This is a genomic window from Aeromonas sp. 75A, from assembly GCF_051919425.1.
GTDB lineage: Bacteria > Pseudomonadota > Gammaproteobacteria > Enterobacterales > Aeromonadaceae > Aeromonas > Aeromonas veronii.
In genome coordinates, this window is the sequence record NZ_JBQBES010000002.1 from 2,917,501 (window position 1) to 2,940,843 (window position 23,343).

General features: G+C 61.7%; 15 protein-coding genes and 2 rRNA genes (1 of these 17 only partly in view). 14 read left to right on the forward strand and 3 right to left on the reverse strand.

The window, feature by feature from the left end:
• The 9 genes from ACTG2T_RS13745 to ACTG2T_RS13785 all read left to right on the forward strand — a co-directional run.
• Positions 1-1,913 (forward strand): 23S ribosomal RNA (locus tag ACTG2T_RS13745); it begins 977 nt to the left of the window's first position.
• Positions 1,914-2,025: 112 nt separating this feature from the next.
• Positions 2,026-2,140 (forward strand): 5S ribosomal RNA (gene rrf / locus ACTG2T_RS13750).
• Between the two features lie 183 nt (positions 2,141-2,323).
• Entirely contained in the window at positions 2,324-2,830 is a 507-nt protein-coding gene (locus tag ACTG2T_RS13755) for an NUDIX domain-containing protein (protein ID WP_330125691.1), read from the forward strand.
• Between the two features lie 132 nt (positions 2,831-2,962).
• On the forward strand, positions 2,963-5,125 hold the full coding sequence (locus tag ACTG2T_RS13760; RefSeq protein WP_330125690.1) for an AsmA family protein: 2,163 nt from the start codon (positions 2,963-2,965) through the stop codon (positions 5,123-5,125).
• A gap of 145 nt (positions 5,126-5,270) precedes the next feature.
• A complete protein-coding gene (locus ACTG2T_RS13765; RefSeq protein WP_330125689.1) occupies positions 5,271-6,653 on the forward strand; it encodes an ATP-binding protein in 1,383 nt (460 codons plus the stop codon).
• Entirely contained in the window at positions 6,650-7,297 is a 648-nt protein-coding gene (locus tag ACTG2T_RS13770) for a response regulator transcription factor (protein WP_330125688.1), read from the forward strand. The genes ACTG2T_RS13765 and ACTG2T_RS13770 overlap by 4 nt, the downstream gene beginning before the upstream one ends.
• Entirely contained in the window at positions 7,294-8,109 is an 816-nt protein-coding gene (locus tag ACTG2T_RS13775; protein WP_330125687.1) for a DUF2861 family protein, read from the forward strand. The genes ACTG2T_RS13770 and ACTG2T_RS13775 overlap by 4 nt, the downstream gene beginning before the upstream one ends.
• 108 nt (positions 8,110-8,217) lie before the next feature.
• Complete coding sequence (locus ACTG2T_RS13780) at positions 8,218-10,419, forward strand: glycoside hydrolase (RefSeq protein WP_330125686.1); 2,202 nt, start codon at positions 8,218-8,220, stop codon at positions 10,417-10,419.
• A gap of 95 nt (positions 10,420-10,514) precedes the next feature.
• The gene (locus ACTG2T_RS13785) at positions 10,515-11,045 is read left to right on the forward strand and encodes a GNAT family N-acetyltransferase (RefSeq protein ID WP_279505774.1); all 531 of its coding nucleotides are present in this window, start codon (positions 10,515-10,517) and stop codon (positions 11,043-11,045) included.
• Positions 11,046-11,121: 76 nt separating this feature from the next.
• Here ACTG2T_RS13785 and glnE read toward each other — a convergent pair whose 3' ends face one another.
• From glnE to ACTG2T_RS13800, 3 genes are all read right to left on the reverse strand, one after another.
• Entirely contained in the window at positions 11,122-13,995 is a 2,874-nt protein-coding gene (glnE, locus tag ACTG2T_RS13790) for a bifunctional [glutamate--ammonia ligase]-adenylyl-L-tyrosine phosphorylase/[glutamate--ammonia-ligase] adenylyltransferase (RefSeq protein ID WP_330125685.1), read from the reverse strand.
• A 159-nt stretch (positions 13,996-14,154) separates the two neighbouring features.
• Positions 14,155-14,601, reverse strand: a complete 447-nt coding sequence (locus ACTG2T_RS13795) for a GNAT family N-acetyltransferase (protein WP_040068004.1) — start codon at positions 14,599-14,601, stop codon at positions 14,155-14,157.
• 83 nt (positions 14,602-14,684) lie between these two features.
• Entirely contained in the window at positions 14,685-15,935 is a 1,251-nt protein-coding gene (locus tag ACTG2T_RS13800; RefSeq protein WP_081250426.1) for a methyl-accepting chemotaxis protein, read from the reverse strand.
• 101 nt (positions 15,936-16,036) lie between these two features.
• Here ACTG2T_RS13800 and ACTG2T_RS13805 point away from each other — a divergent pair, with 101 nt between their 5' ends.
• From ACTG2T_RS13805 to hemE, 5 genes are all read left to right on the forward strand, one after another.
• A complete protein-coding gene (locus ACTG2T_RS13805; protein WP_005354446.1) occupies positions 16,037-16,789 on the forward strand; it encodes a potassium channel family protein in 753 nt (250 codons plus the stop codon).
• Positions 16,790-16,935: 146 nt separating this feature from the next.
• Positions 16,936-17,541, forward strand: a complete 606-nt coding sequence (locus tag ACTG2T_RS13810; protein ID WP_005335443.1) for a TIGR04211 family SH3 domain-containing protein — start codon at positions 16,936-16,938, stop codon at positions 17,539-17,541.
• 334 nt (positions 17,542-17,875) lie between these two features.
• On the forward strand, positions 17,876-21,040 hold the full coding sequence (putA, locus tag ACTG2T_RS13815) for a bifunctional proline dehydrogenase/L-glutamate gamma-semialdehyde dehydrogenase PutA (RefSeq protein ID WP_139731090.1): 3,165 nt from the start codon (positions 17,876-17,878) through the stop codon (positions 21,038-21,040).
• Between the two features lie 221 nt (positions 21,041-21,261).
• Positions 21,262-22,041 (forward strand): NAD(+) diphosphatase, encoded by a 780-nt coding sequence (gene nudC / locus ACTG2T_RS13820; RefSeq protein WP_236272783.1) that lies wholly within the window; start codon positions 21,262-21,264, stop codon positions 22,039-22,041.
• Between the two features lie 182 nt (positions 22,042-22,223).
• Positions 22,224-23,291 carry a uroporphyrinogen decarboxylase gene (gene hemE / locus ACTG2T_RS13825; RefSeq protein WP_005335440.1) on the forward strand — a complete coding sequence of 356 codons (1,068 nt, stop codon included), beginning with the start codon at positions 22,224-22,226 and terminating at the stop codon, positions 23,289-23,291.
• Positions 23,292-23,343: the final 52 nt, after the last annotated feature.

Genomic DNA, 23,343 nt, shown 5'->3' on the forward strand with positions numbered 1-23,343 from the left:
ACCGCCGGCTAAGGTCCCAAAGTTCTGGTTAAGTGGGAAACGATGTGGGAAGGCTCAGACAGCTAGGATGTTGGCTTAGAAGCAGCCATCATTTAAAGAAAGCGTAATAGCTCACTAGTCGAGTCGGCCTGCGCGGAAGATGTAACGGGGCTCAAACCAGGCACCGAAGCCGCGGATTCACACTTATGTGTGAGTGGTAGGGGAGCGTTCTGTAAGTCTGCGAAGGTGTATCGAGAGGTATGCTGGAGATATCAGAAGTGCGAATGCTGACGTAAGTAACGATAAAGGGGGTGAAAAGCCTCCTCGCCGGAAGACCAAGGGTTCCTGTCCAACGTTAATCGGGGCAGGGTGAGTCGACCCCTAAGGCGAGGCCGAAAGGCGTAGTCGATGGGAAGCAGGTTAATATTCCTGCACGACTTGTAATTGCGATGGGGGGACGGAGAAGGCTAGGTGGGCCAGGCGACGGTTGTCCTGGTGAAAGTGCGTAGGTGGTGTTTCCAGGCAAATCCGGAGACACAACACTGAGACACGAGACGAACGCACTACGGTGCGGAAGCCATTGATGCCCTGCTTCCAGGAAAAGCCTCTAAGCTTCAGATTACAAGTCATCGTACCCCAAACCGACACAGGTGGTCGGGTAGAGAATACCAAGGCGCTTGAGAGAACTCGGGTGAAGGAACTAGGCAAAATAGAACCGTAACTTCGGGAGAAGGTTCGCTCTTGACAGTGAAGTCCCTTGCGGATGGAGCAGTTGGGAGTCGCAGTGACCAGATGGCTGGGACTGTTTATCAAAAACACAGCACTCTGCAAACACGAAAGTGGACGTATAGGGTGTGACACCTGCCCGGTGCCGGAAGGTTAATTGATGGGGTTAGCGCAAGCGAAGCTCTTGATCGAAGCCCCGGTAAACGGCGGCCGTAACTATAACGGTCCTAAGGTAGCGAAATTCCTTGTCGGGTAAGTTCCGACCTGCACGAATGGTGTAACCATGGCCATGCTGTCTCCACCCGAGACTCAGTGAAATCGAATTCGCCGTGAAGATGCGGTGTACCCGCGGCTAGACGGAAAGACCCCGTGAACCTTTACTACAGCTTGGCACTGAACATTGAACCTACATGTGTAGGATAGGTGGGAGGCTTTGAAGGCGTGACGCCAGTTGCGCTGGAGCCGTCCTTGAAATACCACCCTTGTATGTTTGATGTTCTAACGCAGGGCCCTGAATCGGGCTCGCGGACAGTGCCTGGTGGGTAGTTTGACTGGGGCGGTCTCCTCCCAAAGAGTAACGGAGGAGCACGAAGGTTGGCTAATCCTGGTCGGACATCAGGAGGTTAGTGCAATGGCATAAGCCAGCTTAACTGCGAGACGGACAGGTCGAGCAGGTACGAAAGTAGGTCATAGTGATCCGGTGGTTCTGAATGGAAGGGCCATCGCTCAACGGATAAAAGGTACTCCGGGGATAACAGGCTGATACCGCCCAAGAGTTCATATCGACGGCGGTGTTTGGCACCTCGATGTCGGCTCATCACATCCTGGGGCTGAAGTCGGTCCCAAGGGTATGGCTGTTCGCCATTTAAAGTGGTACGCGAGCTGGGTTCAGAACGTCGTGAGACAGTTCGGTCCCTATCTGCCGTGGGCGTTGGATGATTGAAGGGAGTTGCTCCTAGTACGAGAGGACCGGAGTGAACGAACCTCTGGTGTTCGGGTTGTCACGCCAGTGGCACTGCCCGGTAGCTAAGTTCGGAATCGATAACCGCTGAAAGCATCTAAGCGGGAAGCGAGCCCTGAGATGAGTCATCCCTGACCCCTTGAGGGTCCTAAAGGGCCGTTGGAGACCACAACGTTGATAGGTGGGGTGTGTAAGCGCGGTGACGTGTTGAGCTAACCCATACTAATTACCCGTGAGGCTTAACCATACAACACCCAAGAAGTGTTCTAAGGCTTGTAGCAAATACCAAGTGAACTACTCAAATTCAGTGATAGCGACCAGTCGTTATTCACGTCAGCTTTCTCAGATTGAAGAATTTGCCTGGCGGCAATAGCGCCGTGGAACCACCTGATCCCATGCCGAACTCAGAAGTGAAACGCGGTAGCGCCGATGGTAGTGTGGCATTCGCCATGCGAGAGTAGGACACTGCCAGGCACCCAATACAAGAAACCCCGCTCATCGAGCGGGGTTTTTTATTGCCTGAAAATCAGAAAATAGTCTGATAATTGCTCCGTTTTATTCCTCTCCCTTTGAATTCCTAGTCTTCCCCGTCGGTTTTACTCATAAAAAATGGTCGCAACAGCGTAAAATGGCGCTTTATTTGGTCGGAGATAGCCCATGTTTTGTCCAAAATGCGGCGGGCAAACCCTGCAGAGCGTCAGCCCCAAAGAGTTTCGCTGTGGCTGCGGTTTTCATTTTTTCCAGAATGTAGCGACGGCTGTGATGGTGGCGCTTTGCTGGCAGGACGAGGTGCTGGTTGCGGTGCGTGCCCGCAATCCGGGCAAGGGGTTGCTGGATCTGCCAGGAGGATTTGTTGATCCCGGCGAGTCGCTGGAGGCGGCGCTGGTGCGCGAGTTGCAGGAGGAGCTGGGGCTCGATGTTAGCGCTCATCCTTGCACCTATCTTGGCTCATTCCCCAATATCTATCCCTACGATGGCATCACCTATCACACCTGTGACACCTTCTTTGCCATCGTGCTGAGCGAAAAACCTGTCATCCAGCCGGCTGACGATGTGGCCGCCTGTCAGTGGCTGAAGATCAGCGATATCCCCTTGCCCCGTTTTGCTTTCGAGTCGACGCGCTCCGCGATGGCGCGGTTGCAGCAATCCCCTTTGCAAGCCTGATCCCTGCTGATGACGATGGGGATTGGCAGCGACCATCCCTGTCTCATCCTTGTCCGCTTTTGTCCCGCAGACGCCATTCGTCAGACGGTGAGTGGTATAGTCAGCAGTGGATCCGGATTCAAGGAGCATATCGTGAAGAAGATAGTTCTCATCTTGCTCGGCATCGCCGTGGCGGCCTTGCTGGCCATAGTGACGCTGATAAGCCTTATCGACCCCAATCAATTCAAGCCTCAACTGGCTGAACAGGTGCGCAAGAGCACGGGCCGGGAGCTGGTGATGGCGGGGGAGATTGACTGGCGTTTCTGGCCGAGTCTCGGCCTCTCGCTGGAGAAGGTGGCTCTGCGCAATCCGGCCGGTTTTGCCGAGCCGGATTTGGTTCGTTTCGAGCAGGGCGAGGCCTCGGTGGCCCTGTTGCCGCTGCTCTCCCATCGTCTGGAGATCGGCAAGGTGACCCTGAGTGGCGCCCATCTCTTTATCCAGACCAAGGCGGATGGCAGCTCCAATCTGAGCGGACTGATCAAAGATGCCACTGCTGATGCAAGCGAACCGGTCGTCCCCGCAACCCCTGCGCCAACCACTGATAACAAGCCCTGGCAGATCAGCTTGCAGGGTGTCGCGCTCTCCCAGGCCAGTGCGCTGGTACAGGATGATCGCAGCGGCACGTCGCTGCGACTGGATCGCCTCGATCTCGATATGGGGCAGCTGGCCACCGGTCAGTGGGTACCCGTGATGCTGGCTGCCAAGGGGAGTGCCGACAAGCTCGCTTTCGATGTTAAAGGGCAGACCCAGATCAAGCTGGCGCAGGAGGTGATGGCGAGTGAACTGAAAGACTTGAGCCTCAGTGGCAGCCTGAGTGATCCGTCCCTGCGACTCGACAGTTTCTCCATCAAGGGAGACCGACTGGCCTTGGGTGAGTGGAGCAACCTCACGTTGGCGCTGAAGGGTGCCAAGGTAGAGGGGCAGCAAGCTTTACTGGCTGGTTCGCTGGAAGGAACATTCAAGGGACGGCTCGATAAAGAGATGAAGCTGGCCGAGCTCTCCGATGTGCTGCTGACCGCAGCGCTGGAAGGTGATGCGCTGCCACACCCGCAGATGAAGCTGAAACTGGCCGGGTTTGCCCGTGCCGAGCTCGACAAGCAGTTGATTACCCTGAGCAAGCTGGTGATGAGTGCCGATGAGGCGCTGCTGAGTGGTGATGGAACCGTGCAGCTTGGCGCTGTTCCCGCAATCAGCTTCGATCTCAAGGGGGAGAAGCTGGATCTCGACAAATGGCTCGCCAAATCGGTACCGACCACACCTGCGCAGGCGAAAGAGGACAAACCGGCGGCCGGTGTTGCCAGCACAGCTGCAAGTGGCAATAAAGCGGTCACCGGCAAGAGCGAAGCCCTCTCCGCGGTCGAACCGGATCTGGGCGCGCTCAAGGGGATGGATCTGGATGGTCGGCTGCAACTCGGCAGCCTGCGCCTGAAAGGGCTGGATCTCGGTGCTGTCAATCTGCAGGTGGCTCTGGCCAAGGGGTTGCTGACGCTCAAGCAGTTCAGCGCGACCGTGGCTGGCGGTCAGGTAAGCGCGAACGGGGTACTCGACGCGCGCCAGCAACCCGCCACCTACAAGGTGCACAAGCAGGTGGCCGGAGTGAACATTCGTCCTTTGTTGCAGACTCTGGCTAAGAGTGATCTGCTGGAGGGCAAGGGCGATCTCGATGTGCAGGTGCAGGGGCGTGGTCTCTCTGAGTTGGCACTGCGCAACGGGATGCAGGGCAAGGTTACCTTGAAACTGAGCGACGGTGCCCTGCATGGCATCAACCTGCCGGAGATGATCCGCGAGGCGCGGGCTACCCTCACCGGCAAGGGGGCCGAGCAGGTGAAGGAGGCGCGCAAGACTGACTTCAGCGCCCTGACCGCCAGTTTCCAGATTGCCGATGGCATCGCCCGCAGCAACGACATCCAGCTCTTTGCCCCGGCCCTGAGGGTCAAGGGCGAGGGGCAGACGGCGCTGGTGCCGGAGAGCCTCGACTTCCTGTTCCTCACCTCTATCGTCGAGAGCAGCAAGGGACAGGGGGGCAAGGATGTGGATGAGCTCAAAGAGATCACCATTCCGGTGCGGATCGGCGGCCACTGGCAGGCGCCCAGCTACCAGCTCGACGTGAAGGCGCTGCTCAGCAACAACAAGTTGCTGGAGGATAAGGCGCGCAAGGAGGCCGAACGCGGCCTCAAGAAGCTGCTGGGGGACAAGGCCGACAACGAGGCCGTCAAAGGGGTGGCCGATCAGTTGCTCAAGGGGCTGTTCAAATAGATGACGGTTCACATGGGCTGGCGGGAGCTGCGCCAATGCCGTTAGCGGTTGACCGGATGTCAGCGCCATTGAAAAATGGCGCTGACATTTTTTATGGCGCAGTGACCTGCTGCGCCTTGACCCGGAGTCATCTCGAGTTGAACCCATGCGCCTGATCCTGCTGCTCTGCTCCCTGATCTGCTACGGCATGGCGTATCCCGTGCTGGCCGGGCCGCTGGCAGATCGTCTGGCGGGCGCGCTGGCCGAGCAGGCTCCCGAACAGGCGCTGCCTCTTGACGAGGTGCAGCGGCTCGATCGTCGCCTGATCGCTCCTGACTCCCTCTATCCCGCCTGGCAGCGCTATCCGCTGCGTCAGCTGCAGGCCATCTATCGCTATCAGCAGGAGTGCGGGACAGAGAATGAGTTGCCCGTCGAGTGGCTGCCACTGCTGCAGGCGCTTTGTGGCCAAGAGGCTGCGCCCTCGACCCGCTGGTTTGCCGCTCACCCCGTCTATCCGCTGGGCGGCTCCAGCGCTGCCCGCTGGCTGGCAGGTCATCCGGCGGCCGGGCTCGACGCTCTGCTCCATGTGCGGGAGCGGCGAGATCGGTTGGGGCAGCTCGGTGAGCTCGGCGATGACAACCTCGACGCCCTGCTGCGGGGGGAGCGCTGGCTGCTGCAAGCGGGTCAGCTCTGGCTGCTTGCCGATGGGCAGTGGCGCCGTTATGGCGCGGGGCAGTGGCAGCCGCTGGCCGATCGGCTTGGCGTGACGCTGGATAGCCGAGTCGATGGCCCCTGTCAGGAGCGGGTCGGCGCACTCTGCATCAACGAGCGCCCAACGTTGCATTGGCAGTGGCTGGCGCTGGCCAGCTCTCTCGGTTTCATCCTGCTGCTGGGGTGGGCCAGCTGGCAGCGCTGGCGCCTGCTGCGGGAGCGGCGTGTCGCATTGCAGATGCTGACCCACGAGCTGCGCACCCCCATCATGGCGCTCTCCGGCATCAGCGAGGAGCTGCGCCACGATTTCGACCGGCTGCCCGCTTCCGCCCAACAGAGCGTGGGGCAACTGCTGGGCAGTGTCGCCCGCCTGCATCAACTGGCGCAGGCCAGTCGCCACTATCTGGCGGCAGAGACCCTCGAGGATGAGCGGGTGGCGGTTAGTCTGGCCGAGTGGCTCACGCTGGCTTGCGAGCGCCATGGCGCCATCTTCTGCCTTGAGCGGGAGATGACTCTGGCGCTCCCCTTCTACTGGCTCGATCTCGCCCTCGACAACCTGCTGCGCAATGCCAGCCAGCATGGCCGCGCGCCGGTTCGGATCTGTGCCCGCTGGCAGGCGGGGCGCTTGATTCTCGCCATTAGCGATGGCGGCGAGCTGCCGAGTTACCGGCTCGTCACCCTGCTGCGCCGCGGTGCCCGAGCCGATGGCTTGGGGCTGGGGCTTGCCATCGTGCGCCATCTGCTGCGCCGTCTTGGCGGGCGCCTCGCCCTATCCGGCCCACCGACTACCTTCACCCTGACGCTGCCCTGCCAACTCTGGAGCGACACCGAATCATGAAGACCATCTTGCTTGTCGAAGACGAGGCGCTATTGGCGGAGAACCTGCAACGCTATCTGACCCGCGAAGGATATCGCTGCCTCTGGTGCGACACTCTGGCTGCGGCAGAGCAGCAGTGGCTGGCGGCGGATCTGGTGCTGCTGGATCGCACCATGCCTGAGGGGGATGCCCTCGACTGGCTGCCTCAGTGGCTGGCGCGCAAGGCGCTGCCGGTGATCGTACTCACCGCAAGGGTGGAGGTGAGCGATCGGGTGGCCGGGCTCGATGCGGGGGCGCGCGACTACCTGACCAAGCCCTTCTCCCACGATGAGCTGCTGGCGCGGATCCGGGCCCAGCTGCGTCAGCTGGGGGATGGCACTCAGGCGGTGGGCGGCTTGCAGCTCTATCCCGCCCGAATGCAGGCGAGTTGGCAGGATGCGGAGGTGAGTTTTACCCCCACCGAGTTTGCCCTGCTCACCCTGCTGGTGCGAATGGCGGGGCGGGTGCTGAGCCGGGAGGAGATCCTCAACCGGGTGTGGGGCTATCAGGCGTTTCCCTCCACCCGCACCGTTGATACCCATATTCTGCAACTGCGCCAGAAGCTGCCCGGGCTGGCCATCGAGACGGTGCGCGGCATCGGCTACCGGCTGGAGGTGACAGCGTGAAGCGCGCAACGCTGGCTGGGCTGCTGTTGGCTCTAAGCGTCGGTCTTCTGAAGGTAAGCAGCGTGATGGCAACCGATCGCCCAGACCCGCTGCAACCGGCCACCCTGGCGCTGTTGCAGGGGGATAACCGGCACGCCTGGCAATCTTTGCAGCAGGCGTGGCCTGCCCTTAACAGCGAAGCCGAGCGCCGTAGCTGGCAGGGGATGCTGGCTGCGCTGAGTGTCCAGCACTGCGGCAAGGATTTCCCGCTCACTCTGCCTGATGGGGTGAGCGAGCTGCGCCTTGAGCTGATCCAGCGCGATGCGCCGCTGCTGCGGGACTATCGGGTGCAACTGACCGGGGAGGGGCCCATCACCGCCGCTGAACTCATCGATCCCGCTGGTCGCAACCGGTTGGAAGGTGCCCAGTGGGAGGCGGAAGAGAACTCCGGAGTCAGGGTTGTCGGGGCCGATCTGCCGACCCCCTTGCCAGCCGGACTCTATCAGCTGCGGCTGGCGGTGGCGGGCAAGGAGTGGCTGGTGGAGCTGCCGCTGCCTGCGGTGCAGGATCTGGACTGGCTCTCCCGCTCGCCGCAGGCGGTAGCCAATCTCCCCGTCAATCCCGCTGCCTGTACGCCGCTCTGGCTCGATCAGGCGGTGCTGGCTCGCCCGCAATACTCCCTGCTCTGGTGGCACAGGATTGCGCCCGATGAGCCGGTGAACTGGCCAACCGCTACGCCCGACAGCTGGCGTACCCTTTCGCTGGTGCAGACCAGCCAGCGCGGCCAGCTGGTGTTGCAGCTAAGCCACAGTCAGGCTGGGCCGGTTGAGTAATGGTCGTCGTGATGGTCAGTTGCACGCAATCCTGACATTGGCCTGACAATCGCAGGCGGCCAATCTGCTGAAATGGCGATTCCCGTGTGTTATCAGGAATCACCGACCATGACTCTTCTTCCCGTGCTAACGAGCCGGATCCGCCCGCTGCTGCTGTTGGCGCCGCTGTTCTCCCTGCCTGCCGAGGCGCTGACCCTTGCCAACGATCAGTGGCGCATCGAGCTGGATCCCGCCACCCTGGCGGCCGAGGCTGTGCTGCCATCGGGCAAGCACCTTCTCATCTCTTCTCCCGGCCCGCGTCAGCCGGTCACCGCTCTGCAGCAGGAGGGGGAGCGCGCCAGCTGGCTGACCCGTGCCGATGGCGAGGTGCGGGCCTCGGCCCGCCTTGAAGGCAACCGTCTGATCCTCAGCTTGAGTCGTGCGAGTGCTGGCGAGCTAGTGTGGCCACGGGTGCCGGCAGGGGCGCAGGCGCTGATGCTGCCGATCCACGAGGGCTTTCGCATCCCGGTTGATCATCCCGAGTGGCGCAAGGCATTGGCGCAGGAGTATCAGGGGATCAACACCACCGAGGATCTCACCCTGCCGCTGGTCGGGCTGGATCTCGGTGATCAGCAGCTGGCGATCTTCTTTGCCAACCCCTTCAACAACCGGCTCACCTTTGCGCCCAGGAAAGATGGTATTGCCCTGACGGCGACCCATCGCGTCAATCGCCTCAATCTTGCTGTCCCCTATGAGGTGGCGGTGTCGCTGCAACCGGGCAACGACTGGCTGGCGGCGGGCAAGGCCTATCGCAACTGGCTGCAGGAGCGGGGCGAGCTGGTCTCGCTCGAGAGCAAGCTGGCGGCAGTACCGGATGGCAAGCGGCTGATCGGCGCCTCTCACCTCTATCTCTGGGGCGAGCGACTGCTGGTGCCACAGGATGTGAAGAGTTGGCCTGCGTTGCGCCGCCTGATCCCTGTTGACTGGCTCAAGGGGGAGAGTAAAACGGCGCTGCAAGCACCCGATCTTGAGCGCAACCGCTACCTGCAAAATCTTGTGCTGACCGGAGTTGAGCAGGCGCTTGCGCTGCGCCATCCGGGTCAGCAACCTGCTGATTTCGCTGCCCGGCGCACGCTGGCTGCCACGCAACTGGGGGCTGCGCTCAACGAGCCGCATAGTTGGGGTGATGGCAGCTCCGCCAAGATGATCGCTGCTCTCAAGCAGGCTGGACTACCCAAACTCTGGCTGGGTCTGCCCCAGTGGACCGCCGCTTTTGCTGCGCCAGAGGGGATTGAACTTGCCAAAGCGGCGGGCTATCTCATCGCTCCTTACGACTCTTACGATACCGCGCTGCCGGAGGGGAATCGCCAGCAGAGCTGGCTCACCGCCCAGATGGGGCAGGATATCTACCTGCGCTGCGGCATCATGCTGGAGAACGGACGGCGCAAGAGCGGCTTTCAAAACAGCGGCGTCTACACCAATCAGGCCTGCGTGCGCTCGGTGATGGAACAGCGAGTGCCCAAATTGCAGCAGGCAAGCCACTACAACAGCTGGTTCCTCGATGTGGCGGCAACCGGCATGGTGTTTGACGACTTCGACCCGGCCAAGCCGACCAGTCAGGCGCAGGATGCGCAAAACCGGATGGTCGGGATGGCGTGGATTGCCAGGAGTCAGGGGGTGCTGGTGGGCTCCGAGGAGGGCGGCGCGGTAGCCAACCGCACCGCGGCCTTTGCCCACGGCCCCCAGACCAGCGGCTTTGGTTGGCAGGATCCCGATATGCGCCGCAACAAGCGCTCTCCCTACTATCTGGGAGCCTGGTATCCCGACTATCAGCCCGCGTTCTTCTTTCGCCAGAGCCACCTCAAGCCCGAGTATCAGGGGCTCTACTTCGATCCGGCGCTCCGGTTGCCGCTGTTCCAGAGCGTCTTTCACGACAGCATAGTGACCACCCATCACTGGACGATGGATAGCCTCAAATTCAGGGAGAGCCGTCAGGTGACCGAACTGTTGCAGCAGCTCTACAACGTGCCGCCGCTGCTCAACCTCAGTCTGGATAGTGCCAGCGTGCGCATTCCCTATCTCAAGGGACTCGATGCCTTCTTCCGCCCGCTGCATGAGCGGCTCTACAACCAGCCGCTCACCGGTTTTCGCTGGCTCGATAAACGAGGTGTGGTGCAGCAGAGCGAGTTTGCTGATGGCACTCGACTGATTGCCAACTTCGGCCCGGCCACCGAGCAGGCGGGGATAAAACTGGCAGCTCAAAGCGTGTTGGCGCTGTTGCCCGATGGCAGTCAGCAGCAGTTTGTCTCGCAACCGGATGGCGCCCGCTAATCTGGCGTTCTGGCTTTTATTTCATCAGAGGATGCTGTGGCAGAACTTTTCATGTATAGATGAACGTTCTGCAAAATAAACGAGAGGCAGTTCTGATGATTGAGAGTGAAGTGATTAGAGAGGTAAACCATCCGGCGTGGCCGCTGGTCTGGCAGATCTATGGCGAGAGTTTTCCCCGCTACGAGCAGCGCCAGTCACAGCATCAGCCCCAGAAGATGCGGGATCCTCGCTATCACTGCCAAATCTTTTATCAGGACGGCCTGCTGCTCGGTTTTATCTTCTGGTGGGCGTGTGGCGAGCAGATCTATATCGAACATCTGGCCATCAATCCTGCGCTGCGCGGCCGAAACTATGGCAGCCGCCTGCTGGCCGAATTTTGCGAGCGGGCAGGCAAAACCGTCATTCTCGAGATCGATCCGCCAGAAGATGAGATTGCCATTCGCCGTCTGCGCTTCTATCAGGGGCTGGGTTTTTGTCTCAACGACTATGCGCATGTCCACCCGCCCTATCATCCTGATTATCAAGGACATGCGCTGAGGGTGTTGAGCTATCCGGGGCTTCTTGAGGAAGAGGCCTATCAGCGTTTCAACCAGATGCTGGTGGAGACGGTGATGGATCACGGCTGAGCAACCGTAAGGAGATAAGAGAGGGGCCCGCCTGAAGCAATTCAGGCGGGCCCTTTTTCATTGCCGCTGGCGGGAATTACTCCCCCAGCAGCTTGTGCCAGACGGCGAGCACATGGCTGCGTTCGTGTTGCAGCTGATCGTCGCTCACCTTGCGGGAGATCTCCGAGAGGTTGAGGCGATGGCCGAGGTTGCGGATCTCCAGATAGGCCTGCTTCAGCCCCTCCGCCTGCTCCAGGGTCAGCACCCCCGCCATCACGCACTCATCGAAGATGCGCACGTTATCGGACCAGCGGGTGAGGGCATCGGGCTCGCCGCAGGCGTGGGCCAGCACCAGATACTGGGCGATAAACTCGATATCCACCATGCCGCCGGGGGACTGCTTGAGGTCGAACTCGCCAGCCCCCGCTTTCAGCAGGTGATCCCGCATCTTGTGGCGCATCTCGCGCACCTCGCGGGCCAGGGTCGGCAGCTCCCGCTCCTTGGCCAGCACATCGCGGCGGATACGGGCAAACTCGGCAACGATGGCATCATCGCCATAGATGGGGCGGGCCCGCACCAGCGCCTGATGCTCCCAGGTCCACGCCTCGTTTTGCTGGTACTGCTCGTAGGCCGAGAGGGACGAGACCAGCAGGCCGGAGTCGCCGGAGGGGCGTAGCCGCATGTCGATCTCGTAGAGAATGCCGGAGGGGGTGCGGGTGCTGAACAGGTGCAGGATCCGCTGGGCGAGACGCAGGTAGAACTGGCGGCTGTCGATGGGCTTGCGCCCGTCGGTGTAGCTATTGGGGTCGCCGCCGTGCAGGAACACCAGATCGAGATCCGAGCCGTAGCCGAGCTCGATGCCGCCCAGCTTGCCATAGGCCACCACCGCAAAGCCGCGCTGGCCGCTCACCGCCACCTCGGGCGGTACCCCGTAGCGCTCGCTCATCTGGGCCCAGGCCTGATTGACCACCTCTTCGGTGATCGCCTCCGCCAGCCAGGTGAGGTGGTCGCTCACCTTCATCAGCGGCAGGGCGCCGGCGATGTCGGCCGCCACGATGCGCAGCAGCTGCACCTGCTTGAACTGACGCAGCGCATCCATCTGCTGCTCCACGTCCTCTTCGGGGATGCGCAGCAGGAACTGGCGCAGCTGGGGCTTGTACTGATCGAGCGGGGTGGGGTGGTAGAGGTGCTGGGGATCGAGCAGCTCGTCAAGAAGGATGGGGTAGCGGGCCAGCTGCTCGCTCACCAGATGGCTGGCGTCGCACAGCCGCACCAGCTGGCGCAGGGCGCCCGGGTTTTCCGCCAGCAGCTGCAGATAGGCGCTGCGGGTGAAGATGCGGGTCAGCAGCTCACAGACCCGCTCGAACAGGCGGGCGGGCTGCTCACTGGCCACCACCAGCCGCAGCAGCTCCGGCATCAGCCAGTCCAGCGCGATGCGCCCCTGCGGGCCGACCTGACGGCGCTTGTACTCCTCCTTGAAACGCAGCAGGGCGGCGCAGAGCGGGGCAGGCTCGGCCACCCCCTGCGCGGTCAGCAGTTTTTCCAGCTCGGCGGCGTCGAGCTCAGTGCGCCACAGATCGAGCCAGAGCTGCTCCAGATGGGCGGGTGCCTCTTTCTCTTCCCCCACCACGGCGGCGAACTCCTGATGGACGGCGGCCATCTCCTCATCCAGATAAGCCATAAAGGCGCCCCAGTCGGCAAAACCCAGAGCCGCGATCAGCCGCTGGCGATCCCGCTCCTCGGTGGGCAGGGTCTGGGTCTGCTGATCGCCGATCTCCTGCAAGATGTTTTCGACCCGGCGCAGGAAGCGATAGGCCGTCAGCAAGCGGTCGCAATGGGCGGACTCGAGGGCGCCACATTGGGCGATGGCGGCCAGCGCTTCGGGTAGGTGGCGCACCCGCAGCGCCGGTTCACGCCCACCGCGAATAAGTTGCAGCGCCTGGGCGATAAACTCCACTTCGCGAATGCCGCCAGCCCCCAGCTTGATGTTGCCCTCCAGCCCCTTGCGGCGCACCTCGGCGGCGATCATCGCCTTCATCTGGCGCAGACCGTCGATAACGCCAAAGTCGATATAGCGGCGAAACACGAAGGGGCGCAGCATCTCGGCCAGCTCCACTGCGTGTTCGCACTGGGGCCCCAGTACCCGCGCCTTGACCATGGCGTAGCGCTCCCAGTTGCGGCCGTGGTGCTGGTAGTAATCCTCCATGGCGGCGAAGGAGATGGCGAGCGGCCCCGCATCGCCAAAGGGGCGCAGTCGCATATCGACCCGGAACACCTGACCATCCTGGGTGGGCTGGTGGAGGGCGTTGATGATGCGCTGGCCCAGCTTGATAAAGAACTGCTGGTTGGCGAGCTCGCGCCGTCCGCCGACCGTGTAGCCGTTCTCGGGGAAGGTGAAGATAAGGTCGATATCCGAGGAGAAGTTGAGCTCGCCGCCCCCGAGCTTGCCCATGCCAAGGATAAGCAGCGGCTGCGGGTTGCCATTGCCGTCCATCGGGGTGCCCAGCTCGCCGCACTGTTTGGCGTAGAGCCAGTCGCGGGCAGAGCAGATCAGGGCATCCGCCAGCTTGGTGAGATGGATAAAGCTCTCTTCCACTTCGGCGTGCCCCAGCAGCTCGCGCCAGGCGATCACCAGCATACGGCTGCGGCGGAACTGGCGCAGGATGCGCTTGAGCGCCTCTTCATCACTCACCGCGGCGAGCAGGGCGGTCAGATCGCTCTGGTAGGCGGGCCAGCGCTCGGCCTGATCCAGATCCCCGGAGGTGAGCAGTTCGGTCAGCAACTCCGGCTGTTTGAAGAGGGAGTCGGCGACAAAATCGGAGAGGCCAAGCAGGGTCAGCAGGGGCTGGCGAACGGGCTCGGGCTGGTTGCCATAGTCGGGGGCCAGTTCGATCAGCCGTTGCCATTGGCGCTCGGCCTGTTCTTGCAGCAGGGGGGAGAGGGCGGAGAAAGAGGGAGAATGCTGGGCCACGGTTGCCGTCCTTGTGGTTCACGACAGCTGGTTAACGACACGAGGTTAACAACGCTGTCGGTTCAAAATGGTGGTTGCCAATCTAGCACTGTCAGGCTCCCGCGTCACAGCGCTGGGACGAGAAGCATGATCCGGTGGGAATTATTGGCCGCCAGTCAATCAGGTGCGCTGGTAGATGGCAGGGTTGTAGATCTCCATCAGGCTGTCTGGACTTGCTGGGGGCGCAAAGCCAAAACCGGCATAGAGGCCGTGAGCATCAGAGGTGGCGAGAGCGAGACGCCGTAATCCCTGCAACTCGGGATGGTCGACAATGGTTGCCACCAGTGCCTTGCTGTAACCCCGGCCGCGGTACTCAGGCAGCACGAAGACATCGGCCAGATAGCCAAAGGTGGCCTTGTCGGTGATGACCCGGGCGAAGGCAACCTGCTGACCATCGACATAGCCGCCAACGCAGAGGGAGTGGTTGATGGCCCGCACCACAGTGCTGTGGGGAATACCACGGCACCAGTAAGCCTCTTGGGAGAGAAAACGGTGGATCAGCGGCACATCGAGCCGCCCCTTGTCGTCACTGAGCTCGAGTGGTGGGTGCGTTGCATTCTGCTGCATATTGGCTCCTTGCCGTGCGCTGGAAATGAGAAAGGCCCCCTCAAGGGGCCTTCCAGTCTAACCGGATTGGGGCATGAAAACAGTCAGACGAGTTTGAAGGACTGGATCTGGCTGTCGAGCTCCTTGCTGTGCTGCTCGACCAGCTCGGAGGCCTCTTGCAGCTCGCGCAGCACCACGACGGAGCCTTCGGCGATCTGCTTGACCTGCTCCAGATTGCCGCGCATCTCTTCGGCGACCGAGCTCTGCTGCTCGGATGCCGCGGCGATGTGGCGGTTCATGTCGGCGACACCCTGTACCCGCAGCACTATGGTGGCGAGCTGGGTACCGGCCTGGGTCACCTGTTCCACCCCCTTGTCGGCCTGCTGTACGCTTTGGGCCATCAGCTCGCCAGCCTGATGGGCATTGCCCTGCAGCTGTTCGATCATCTTCTGGATCTCGACGGTGGCGGCCTGAGCCCGGTTGGCCAGCTCACGCACTTCGGAGGCCACCACGGCAAAGCCACGACCCGCTTCACCGGCGCGAGCCGCTTCGATTGCCGCGTTAAGTGCCAGCAGGTTGGTCTGTTCCGAGATGCCGCGAATGGTGTCGACCACAGAGCCAATGCGCTCGACTCCCTGCTCCACCTCGTTGACCACGGTGGCGGAGCGCTGGATGTTGCCGGAGAGGGTATCGATGGTGCTGACGGTGTCGGCGACGCAGCGGCTCCCCTCTTCCGCCAGCTGGCTGGTTTCGGCGGTGGCGTGAGAGGCCTGATCCGCATGGGCGGCCACTTCGCGAATGGCACCGACCATCTGGCTCATGGCGCTGGCCAGCTGTTCGATCTGGGTGAACTCTTCGTTGATCGCTTCGTTGGCCTCTTCCATGCAAAGGGTCACCTGGGAGGCGATGTCGTTGAGCTCCTTGCAGGCGGCGCGCTGGTTGCCAAACACCTCTTTGAGGTTCTCCTGCGAGTGTGAGACCGCCTTGGCGATGTCACCGAATTCGTCACGAGACTTGAGCAGTACCTTGTGGCTGAGGTCCCGCTTGGCGAAGCGCTCCAGCAGGCCCACCAGATAGTGCACCTGCTTGACCATCAGGCGGGAGCCGGTGAGCAGCAGGATCACGAACAGCAGCCCCATGATGGCGGTCTCCATCAGACCGGTCCAGAGCAGGCGATTGGAGATCGCATCCGCCTTGGCGGGATCGAGCCCTTCGCTGAGCAGGGTCGCTTCCAGATTGTTGGCGTCAAACCAGAGTTTTGTCAGTAGCAGGAGGGTACTGAACACCATCAGCAGCACCACTTTGGGTACCAACCGGATGTTGCTCATTCTTTTCTCCAGCAGGTTCAGCTGCATTGTCATTCTCCTTTTAAAAGCCGTTTTTTCCTTTGCCCTCAGGACTATCGGCATTATCTTCTCTTTTATTAATTTGCACTGTGCTTAAAGTTGGAAAATGTATGCGACATCACTTAACTCATCTGCGGGCGATGGATCTGCTGATGGCATTTCTGTCGATTATCTCGGTTGTGCTGGTGACGGCCCGCTGGTGGGGCCATGAGAGCCTGACACCACAGACCCTGCAGCTCTTCTATGACCTCGACAGTCTGATCTGCTACTTCTTCCTCGCGCACTTTGCTTATGGCTGGATCCGGGCCTCCGATCGCAAGGCCTATTTCAAGGCCAACTGGATCTATCTGCCGGGTAGCCTGCCGATGGCGGAGCAGTTGCGCTGGGCGCGGTTGATCCAGCTTTGGCGGGTCTATCAGCTGTTCAAGGAGCACCCGGATCTCTGGGCCATGTTCCGTCGCGAGCGCAACGAGACCACTCTTTCCGGCATCCTGTTCCTCTTCTTCCTGCTGCTGGGGGTGGGTTCCGGCGTCATGTACTGGATTGAGTCAGGCCAGCCCGGCAGCCAGATTGAGACACCCTATGACGCATTCTGGTGGACGCTGGTGACCCTCTCGACAGTGGGTTACGGGGATCTGGTGCCCAAGACAGAGGAGGGACGGTTTGTCGCCAGCCTGCTGATCCTGTTCGGAGTGGGTCTGTTCGGTGCCATCAGCGGTTTTATGGCCAGCCTGTTTTTGCAGCCCAACAAGGGGGATGGCGAGACCGACAAGTGGCGTCATCACTACAACAACCAACAAGAGGAGCTGCTGCGGGAGATCCGCGCCCTGCGCAGCGAGGTGCAGGAGCTGAAAAACAAGTGAGACCGCAGACGGGCAAGTTGCGAGGTGACTCGCAACTCTGCGCTCTTTATCTGGGGGGAGGTGCTTTTTCTTTGCTTGTCCTTTAACCTGCTGGCGGCTTAACATTCAACCTCTTGTCCAAACCTGAAAAAGAGAACCGATCGACCATGCGCGCCCTTCTCGGGATTTTGATCTGCTTGTGTGCCCAACAGGCACTGGCCGATACCCGTTATGTTTCAGACAACATCTTTACCTATATCCACAATGGCCCGGGTACCCAGTACCGGATCCTTGGCAGCGTCAAGGCTGGTGAACCGCTGGAGGTAAAGGCGGTGAACAGCGAGGCCGGTTTCACCCAGGTGGTGGACGGTCGTGGCCGCGAGGGGTGGATCAAGAACAGCGAACTGCAGAGCCAGATCAGCCTGCGCGAGCGTCTGCCCCAGGTGGAAAAAGAGCGCGATGAGCTTAAAGATCGCCTGCAGAACCTCAACGGTGACAACGAGAAACGCTTCACCGAGAAGGATGGTCAAATCGCTGCCCAGAGCAAGGAGATCGCCGCCCTCAAGGCTCAGCTGGTCAGTCAGGGTGAGGAGATGAGCAATCTCAAAGAGCAGAATGATGCCCTGACCCAGAGCTACGACAACCAGGAGCACGACATGCAGATGGACTGGTTTATTCGTGGTGGTGCCATGGTGGGTGCCGGTATCCTGCTTGGTATCCTGCTGCCCATGCTGCCCCGTCGTCGCAGCCGTGGCGATCGCTGGATGAACTGACAGCATCTGGCTGAATGAATTGCTGAGAAGGGTCGCCGTGGCGGCCCTTCTTTTTTTGGGGCGCATTGACGACATCCGCTATTGGGCGGAATGCGTGGCTGCTTTGCGACAGGGCGGGCGGTGGCAGATCGTATACAAAATGAAGTCAGATGACCCTCACGCTTGCTGACGTATTGGCTTCAAAAGGGAATTCATGGGGGGAATGAGCGATCTTTGTTAAAGAGTGGCAACAAATTCATTTCATATAGGGTGCAACATTGTATACATTATCGGCGTTTCGGCGGCACGTCCGCCTTTGTCGATATCAGCCCTAGGGCGTACAGGAAGACCCCATATGTTCAAAGCTACTCAAGTGCTTGCCGCTGACTATATCCCCTCTGATCTGGCCGCCCTGCGCGAAGCCATTACCCAGAACTACGTGGTGGATGAAAATGCCTATCTGGCCGAACTGTCGGCCATGTTGCCGGGGGATGGCGCCTCGCTGGAGCAGGTGACCCAGCGTGCCCGTACCCTGGTGACCAAGGTGCGCAAGGAGAGCGGCTCCGGTGACGGTATCGACGCCTTCTTGCAGGAGTACAGTCTGGATACCCAGGAGGGGATCATCCTGATGTGTCTGGCCGAGGCGCTGCTGCGCATTCCCGATGCCGAGACCGCCGATGCCCTGATCAAGGACAAGCTCTCCGGCGCCAACTGGTCTTCCCATTTCCGCAAGAGCGACTCTACTCTGGTCAACGCCTCCACCTGGGGGCTGATGCTGACCGGCAAGATCATCAAGCTGGATAAAAAGCTCGACGGCAACCCGGCCAACCTGCTGGGGCGGATGGTCAACAAGCTGGGGGAGCCGGTGGTGCGTTCCGCCATGTACGCCGCCATGAAGATCATGGGCAAGCAGTTCGTGCTGGGTCGCGACATGAAAGAGGCGCTCAAGGCGAGCCGCAAATCCCGCGAGCTGGGTTACACCCACACCTACGACATGCTGGGCGAATCGGCACTGACCATGCAGGATGCCGACAAGTATCTGGCCGATTACCGCAACGCCATCGAGGCGGTGGGCAACGAGCGGATCAGCGACGGCGGCCCGGCCCCCTCCATCTCCATCAAACTCTCGGCGCTCCATCCGCGCTATGACGTGGCGAACCGCGAACGGGTGCTTGGCGAGATGTGCGAGCGGCTGGTGGGGCTGGTGCGGCTGGCTCGCGACAAGGATGTGGCCATCAGCATCGACGCCGAGGAGATGGACCGCCTCGAGCTGTCGCTGGATCTGTTTGAGCAGCTCTACCGCTCCGACGCCAACCGTGGCTGGGGCAAGCTCGGCATGGTGGTGCAGGCTTACTCCAAACGCGCCCTGCCGGTACTCTGCTGGCTCACCGCACTGGCCCGCGAACAGGGTGACCTCATTCCGGTTCGCTTGGTAAAAGGCGCTTACTGGGACAGCGAACTGAAATATGCCCAGCAGGCGGGCCTGCCCGGCTACCCGCTGTTTACCCGCAAGGCGGGCACCGATATCTCCTACCTCGCCTGCGCCCGCTACCTGCTGAGCGAGCCGACTCGCGGCTTTATCGCTCCCCAGTTCGCCACCCACAACGCCAATACCGTGGTCAGCATTCTGGAGATGGCTGGCGATCGCCAGTTCGAGTTCCAGCGTCTGCACGGCATGGGGGAGGAGCTGCACAATGCGGTGCTGAACGACAATCCCGGCCTGCACTGCCGCATCTATGCGCCGGTCGGCGCCCACAAGGATCTGCTGCCCTATCTGGTGCGCCGCCTGCTGGAGAACGGGGCTAATACCTCCTTCGTTCACAAGCTGGTGGACCCCAACACCCCGGTGGACTCGCTGGCCGAGCACCCGCTGCGCACCCTCAAGCGCTACTCCGGCTTTGCCAACGACCGTATTCCCCAGCCGGTGAACCTCTTCAGCGACCGCAAAAACTCCAGCGGCGTCAACATGAACATCCTCTCCATCCAGCGCCCCTTCTTCGCCCGCTTGAAAGAGCTGGAGAGCAAGCAGTGGCTGGCGGGCCCCATCGTCGATGGCGAGACCCTCAAGCGTAGCGAGGCACGCACCGTGCTGAGCCCGCAGGATGTGAGCCTTACCGTCGGCAAGATCCACTGGGCCGACGAGCAGGCGGTGGAGCAGGCCTTGGCATCTGCCCACGCTGCCTTCCCGCGCTGGCGTGAAACCCCGGTGAGCGAGCGTGCTGCCGCGCTGGATAAGCTGGCGGATCTGCTGGAAGCGAACCGCGAGCAGTTTGTCTCCCTCTGTACCCGCGAAGCGGGCAAGCTGCTGCAAGATGGCATCGACGAGGTGCGTGAAGCGGTGGATTTCTGCCGCTACTACGCGGTACAGGCCCGCGGCCTGATGGGGCAGGCGACCCTGCTGCCCGGTTACACCGGCGAGCAGAACGAGCTGTTCCTGCAGGGGCGCGGCGTCTTTGTCTGCATCAGCCCGTGGAACTTCCCGCTGGCGATCTTCCTCGGCCAAATCGCTGCGGCGCTGGCCACTGGCAACACCGTCATCGCCAAACCGGCGGAGCAGACCGGTCTTATCGCCCATCTGGCGGTGACTCTGGCCCATCAGGCCGGTATTCCGGGCGACGTGCTGCAGCTGCTGCCCGGTGATGGTGCCACCGTCGGTGCCAAGTTGACGGCGGATCTGCGCATCGGCGGCGTCTGCTTCACCGGCTCCACCGAGACCGCCAAGCTCATCAACATGACTCTGGCCCAGCGCGATGGCGCCATCCTGCCGCTCATCGCCGAGACCGGCGGCCAGAACGCCATGATTGTCGACTCCACCGCGCTGCCGGAGCAGGTGGTGCGCGACGTGGTGAGCGCCGCCTTCCAGAGCGCCGGTCAGCGCTGCTCGGCCCTGCGGGTGCTCTACCTGCAGGAGGAGATCGCCGAGCGGGTGCTGGAGATCCTCACCGGCGCCATGCAGGAGCTGAAAGTGGGCAACCCGGCCGAGCACAACACCGACGTCGGCCCGGTGATCGATGCCGATGCCAAGGCGGGGCTGGATGCCCATTTGGCCCGGATGATCCCGCGAGCTCGCCTGATTGCCCAGGCGCCGATGCCCGCCGCGACCATGGAGGGACACTTCGTTCAGCCGACCGCACTGGAGATCGGCTCCATCCGCGAGCTGGTCAAGGAGCAGTTCGGCCCCATCCTGCACGTGGTGCGCTACGCCACCCGGGATCTGGACAAGGTGATCAGCGACATCAACGGCACCGGCTACGGTCTGACGCTGGGGATCCACAGCCGCAACGAATCCCACGCCGAAGAGCTGGCGAGCCGCATCAATGTGGGCAACGTCTACATCAACCGCAACCAGATCGGCGCCATGGTCGGGGTGCAGCCGTTCGGCGGCCAGGGGCTCTCCGGCACCGGTCCCAAGGCGGGCGGTCCACACTACTTAAGCCGCTTCGTCACCGAGAAGACCCGCACCATCAACACCACGGCGGTGGGCGGCAACGCCTCCCTGCTGGCGATGGGCGATGCCTGATCCGCGTCGATAGAGGCCGGATACGGGATGCCGGATAACAACGGGCCGCCTTCGGGCGGCCTCTTTATTTGCACCATCCGTTTTTTACGAATGGGACAATCGGCCATGGTGGGGTCGTCAGCGACCCGTGCTGGTCGTAAGATGGGAGCCATTCGCGCGGCGTTTGCCCCTTGCTCGGCCAGCCGTGGTCAGGGTTCTGTTTTAACGAGAGTGTTTATCTGATGTCATTAACCGAACAAGCCCGCTGGTTCGTGCTGGGGGGCGATCATCTGGTACTGCTCGATCAGCAGGGAGAGGTGCCACAAGGAAGTAAAGCGTGCCTGCCCGCAGCGCTGGCCGGTGCCCGTTTCGAGCGTTTTGATGAGTGGCAGGGGCTGCCCTGCTATCTGCTCGATCTGGGTGATGAGGCCGACACGAGCGCTATGAGCCCGCTGCGCCAGCTGATGGTGGCGGGAGACGAAGAGGGCTTTCGCCTCGCAGGTCGTGCCTGGCAGCTCGTTACCTTCCGCCGCACCCACCGTTTCTGCGGCGAGTGCGGCGCCCCCATGACCCCGAAGGCGGGGGAGTGGGCGCAGGTGTGCCACCTCGGCCACACGGCCTATCCGCGTATATCCCCCTGCATTATCGTGGCGGTGCGCAAGGGGCCGGAGATCCTCTTGGCGGCCCATCGCCGTCACTATCAGGCGGACGATCCCATGTATACCGTGCTGGCCGGCTTTGTGGAGGCGGGGGAGAACCTTGAGCAGTGCGTGGCGCGGGAGGTGTTCGAGGAGAGCGGCATCCGGGTGCGCAATGTGCGCTATGTGGCGAGCCAGCCCTGGCCCTTCCCCCACAGCCTGATGATGGGCTTTACCGCCGACTACGAGAGCGGTGAAATCCGAGTGCAGGATGACGAACTGGTCGCTGCCGATTTCTTTACCGCCGACCGCTTGCCGCGCTTGCCGCCCCACGGCACCATCGCTCGACGCTTGATTGAGCGTTCGCTGGCGGGCGAGGGGTAACGAGGCGCTTATCTTTTCGCCGATCTTTTCGCACCTTTTTTTGTAAACAGGGCGCTCTGGTTTGCGCCCCTTCACATCTTTGCAACCGCGCGTCCATTTGCCACGTTTTGGGCAGTCCGCTCCGGTGGGCAAAGTGGTATTATGGCCGCCATTTTATGCGTGATACGAACTCAGGAACTGGGATGAAAGAGCTGAAGAACGATCGATACCTGCGCGCCCTGCTGCGCCAGGACGTGGATATGACCCCGGTATGGATGATGCGCCAGGCTGGCCGCTATCTGCCGGAATACAAGGCGACTCGCGCCCAGGCGGGGGATTTCATGTCCCTGTGCCGCAACGCCGAACTGGCCTGTGAAGTCACCCTGCAGCCGCTGCGCCGCTACCCGCTCGATGCCGCCATCCTCTTCTCCGACATCCTCACTGTGCCCGATGCCATGGGGCTCGGTCTCTACTTCGAGCAGGGGGAAGGCCCGCGCTTCGAGCGTCCGATCACCTCCATGGCCGACGTGCAGGCGCTGCCTATTCCGGATCCGGAAGATGAGCTGGGCTACGTGATGAACGCGGTGCGCACCATCCGCCGTGAGCTGAAGGGCGAAGTGCCGCTCATCGGCTTCTCCGGCAGTCCATGGACCCTGGCCACCTACATGGTGGAGGGGGGCAGCTCCAAGGCGTTCACCAAGATCAAGCAGATGATGTACGCAGAGCCGCAAACCCTGCACCTGCTGCTCGACAAGCTGGCCGACAGCGTGATTGCTTACCTCAACGCCCAGATCAAGGCGGGTGCGCAGGCTGTCATGGTGTTCGACACCTGGGGCGGCGTGCTCACCCCGCGCGATTACCGCGACTTCTCCCTGCAGTACATGCACAAGATTGTCGATGGCCTGATCCGTGAGCACGACGGTCGCCGTGTGCCGGTCACCCTGTTCACCAAGAACGGCGGTCAGTGGCTGGAGCAGATCGCCGCCACCGGTTGCGATGCGCTGGGTCTGGACTGGACCACCGACATTGCCGACGCCAAGCGTCGGGTCGGCGACAAGGTGGCGCTGCAGGGCAACATGGACCCCTCCATGCTCTACGCCACTCCGGCCCGTATCCGTGAAGAGGTCGCCTCCATTCTGGCCGGTTTCGGCCACGGCAACGGCCACGTCTTCAACCTCGGCCACGGCATCCATCAGGATGTGAACCCGGAGCACGCCGGCGTGTTCGTCAACGCGGTACACGAGCTCTCCGCCCAGTACCACGGCCGCTAAGGCCGGGGCGAGCGAAGAGAAACTGATTGAAATCCGGGGCCGTCAGGCCCCG

Coding starts and splice junctions, on each gene's coding strand:
- ACTG2T_RS13785 (WP_279505774.1), top strand. CDS start 10,515: ATGATTGAGAGTGAAGTGATTAGAGAGGTAAACCATCCGGCGTGGCCG.
- ACTG2T_RS13755 (WP_330125691.1), top strand. CDS start 2,324: ATGTTTTGTCCAAAATGCGGCGGGCAAACCCTGCAGAGCGTCAGCCCC.
- ACTG2T_RS13800 (WP_081250426.1), bottom strand. CDS start 15,935: ATGCAGCTGAACCTGCTGGAGAAAAGAATGAGCAACATCCGGTTGGTA.
- putA (WP_139731090.1), top strand. CDS start 17,876: ATGTTCAAAGCTACTCAAGTGCTTGCCGCTGACTATATCCCCTCTGAT.
- ACTG2T_RS13810 (WP_005335443.1), top strand. CDS start 16,936: ATGCGCGCCCTTCTCGGGATTTTGATCTGCTTGTGTGCCCAACAGGCA.
- ACTG2T_RS13770 (WP_330125688.1), top strand. CDS start 6,650: ATGAAGACCATCTTGCTTGTCGAAGACGAGGCGCTATTGGCGGAGAAC.
- ACTG2T_RS13795 (WP_040068004.1), bottom strand. CDS start 14,601: ATGCAGCAGAATGCAACGCACCCACCACTCGAGCTCAGTGACGACAAG.
- ACTG2T_RS13780 (WP_330125686.1), top strand. CDS start 8,218: ATGACTCTTCTTCCCGTGCTAACGAGCCGGATCCGCCCGCTGCTGCTG.
- hemE (WP_005335440.1), top strand. CDS start 22,224: ATGAAAGAGCTGAAGAACGATCGATACCTGCGCGCCCTGCTGCGCCAG.
- ACTG2T_RS13765 (WP_330125689.1), top strand. CDS start 5,271: ATGCGCCTGATCCTGCTGCTCTGCTCCCTGATCTGCTACGGCATGGCG.
- nudC (WP_236272783.1), top strand. CDS start 21,262: ATGTCATTAACCGAACAAGCCCGCTGGTTCGTGCTGGGGGGCGATCAT.
- ACTG2T_RS13805 (WP_005354446.1), top strand. CDS start 16,037: ATGCGACATCACTTAACTCATCTGCGGGCGATGGATCTGCTGATGGCA.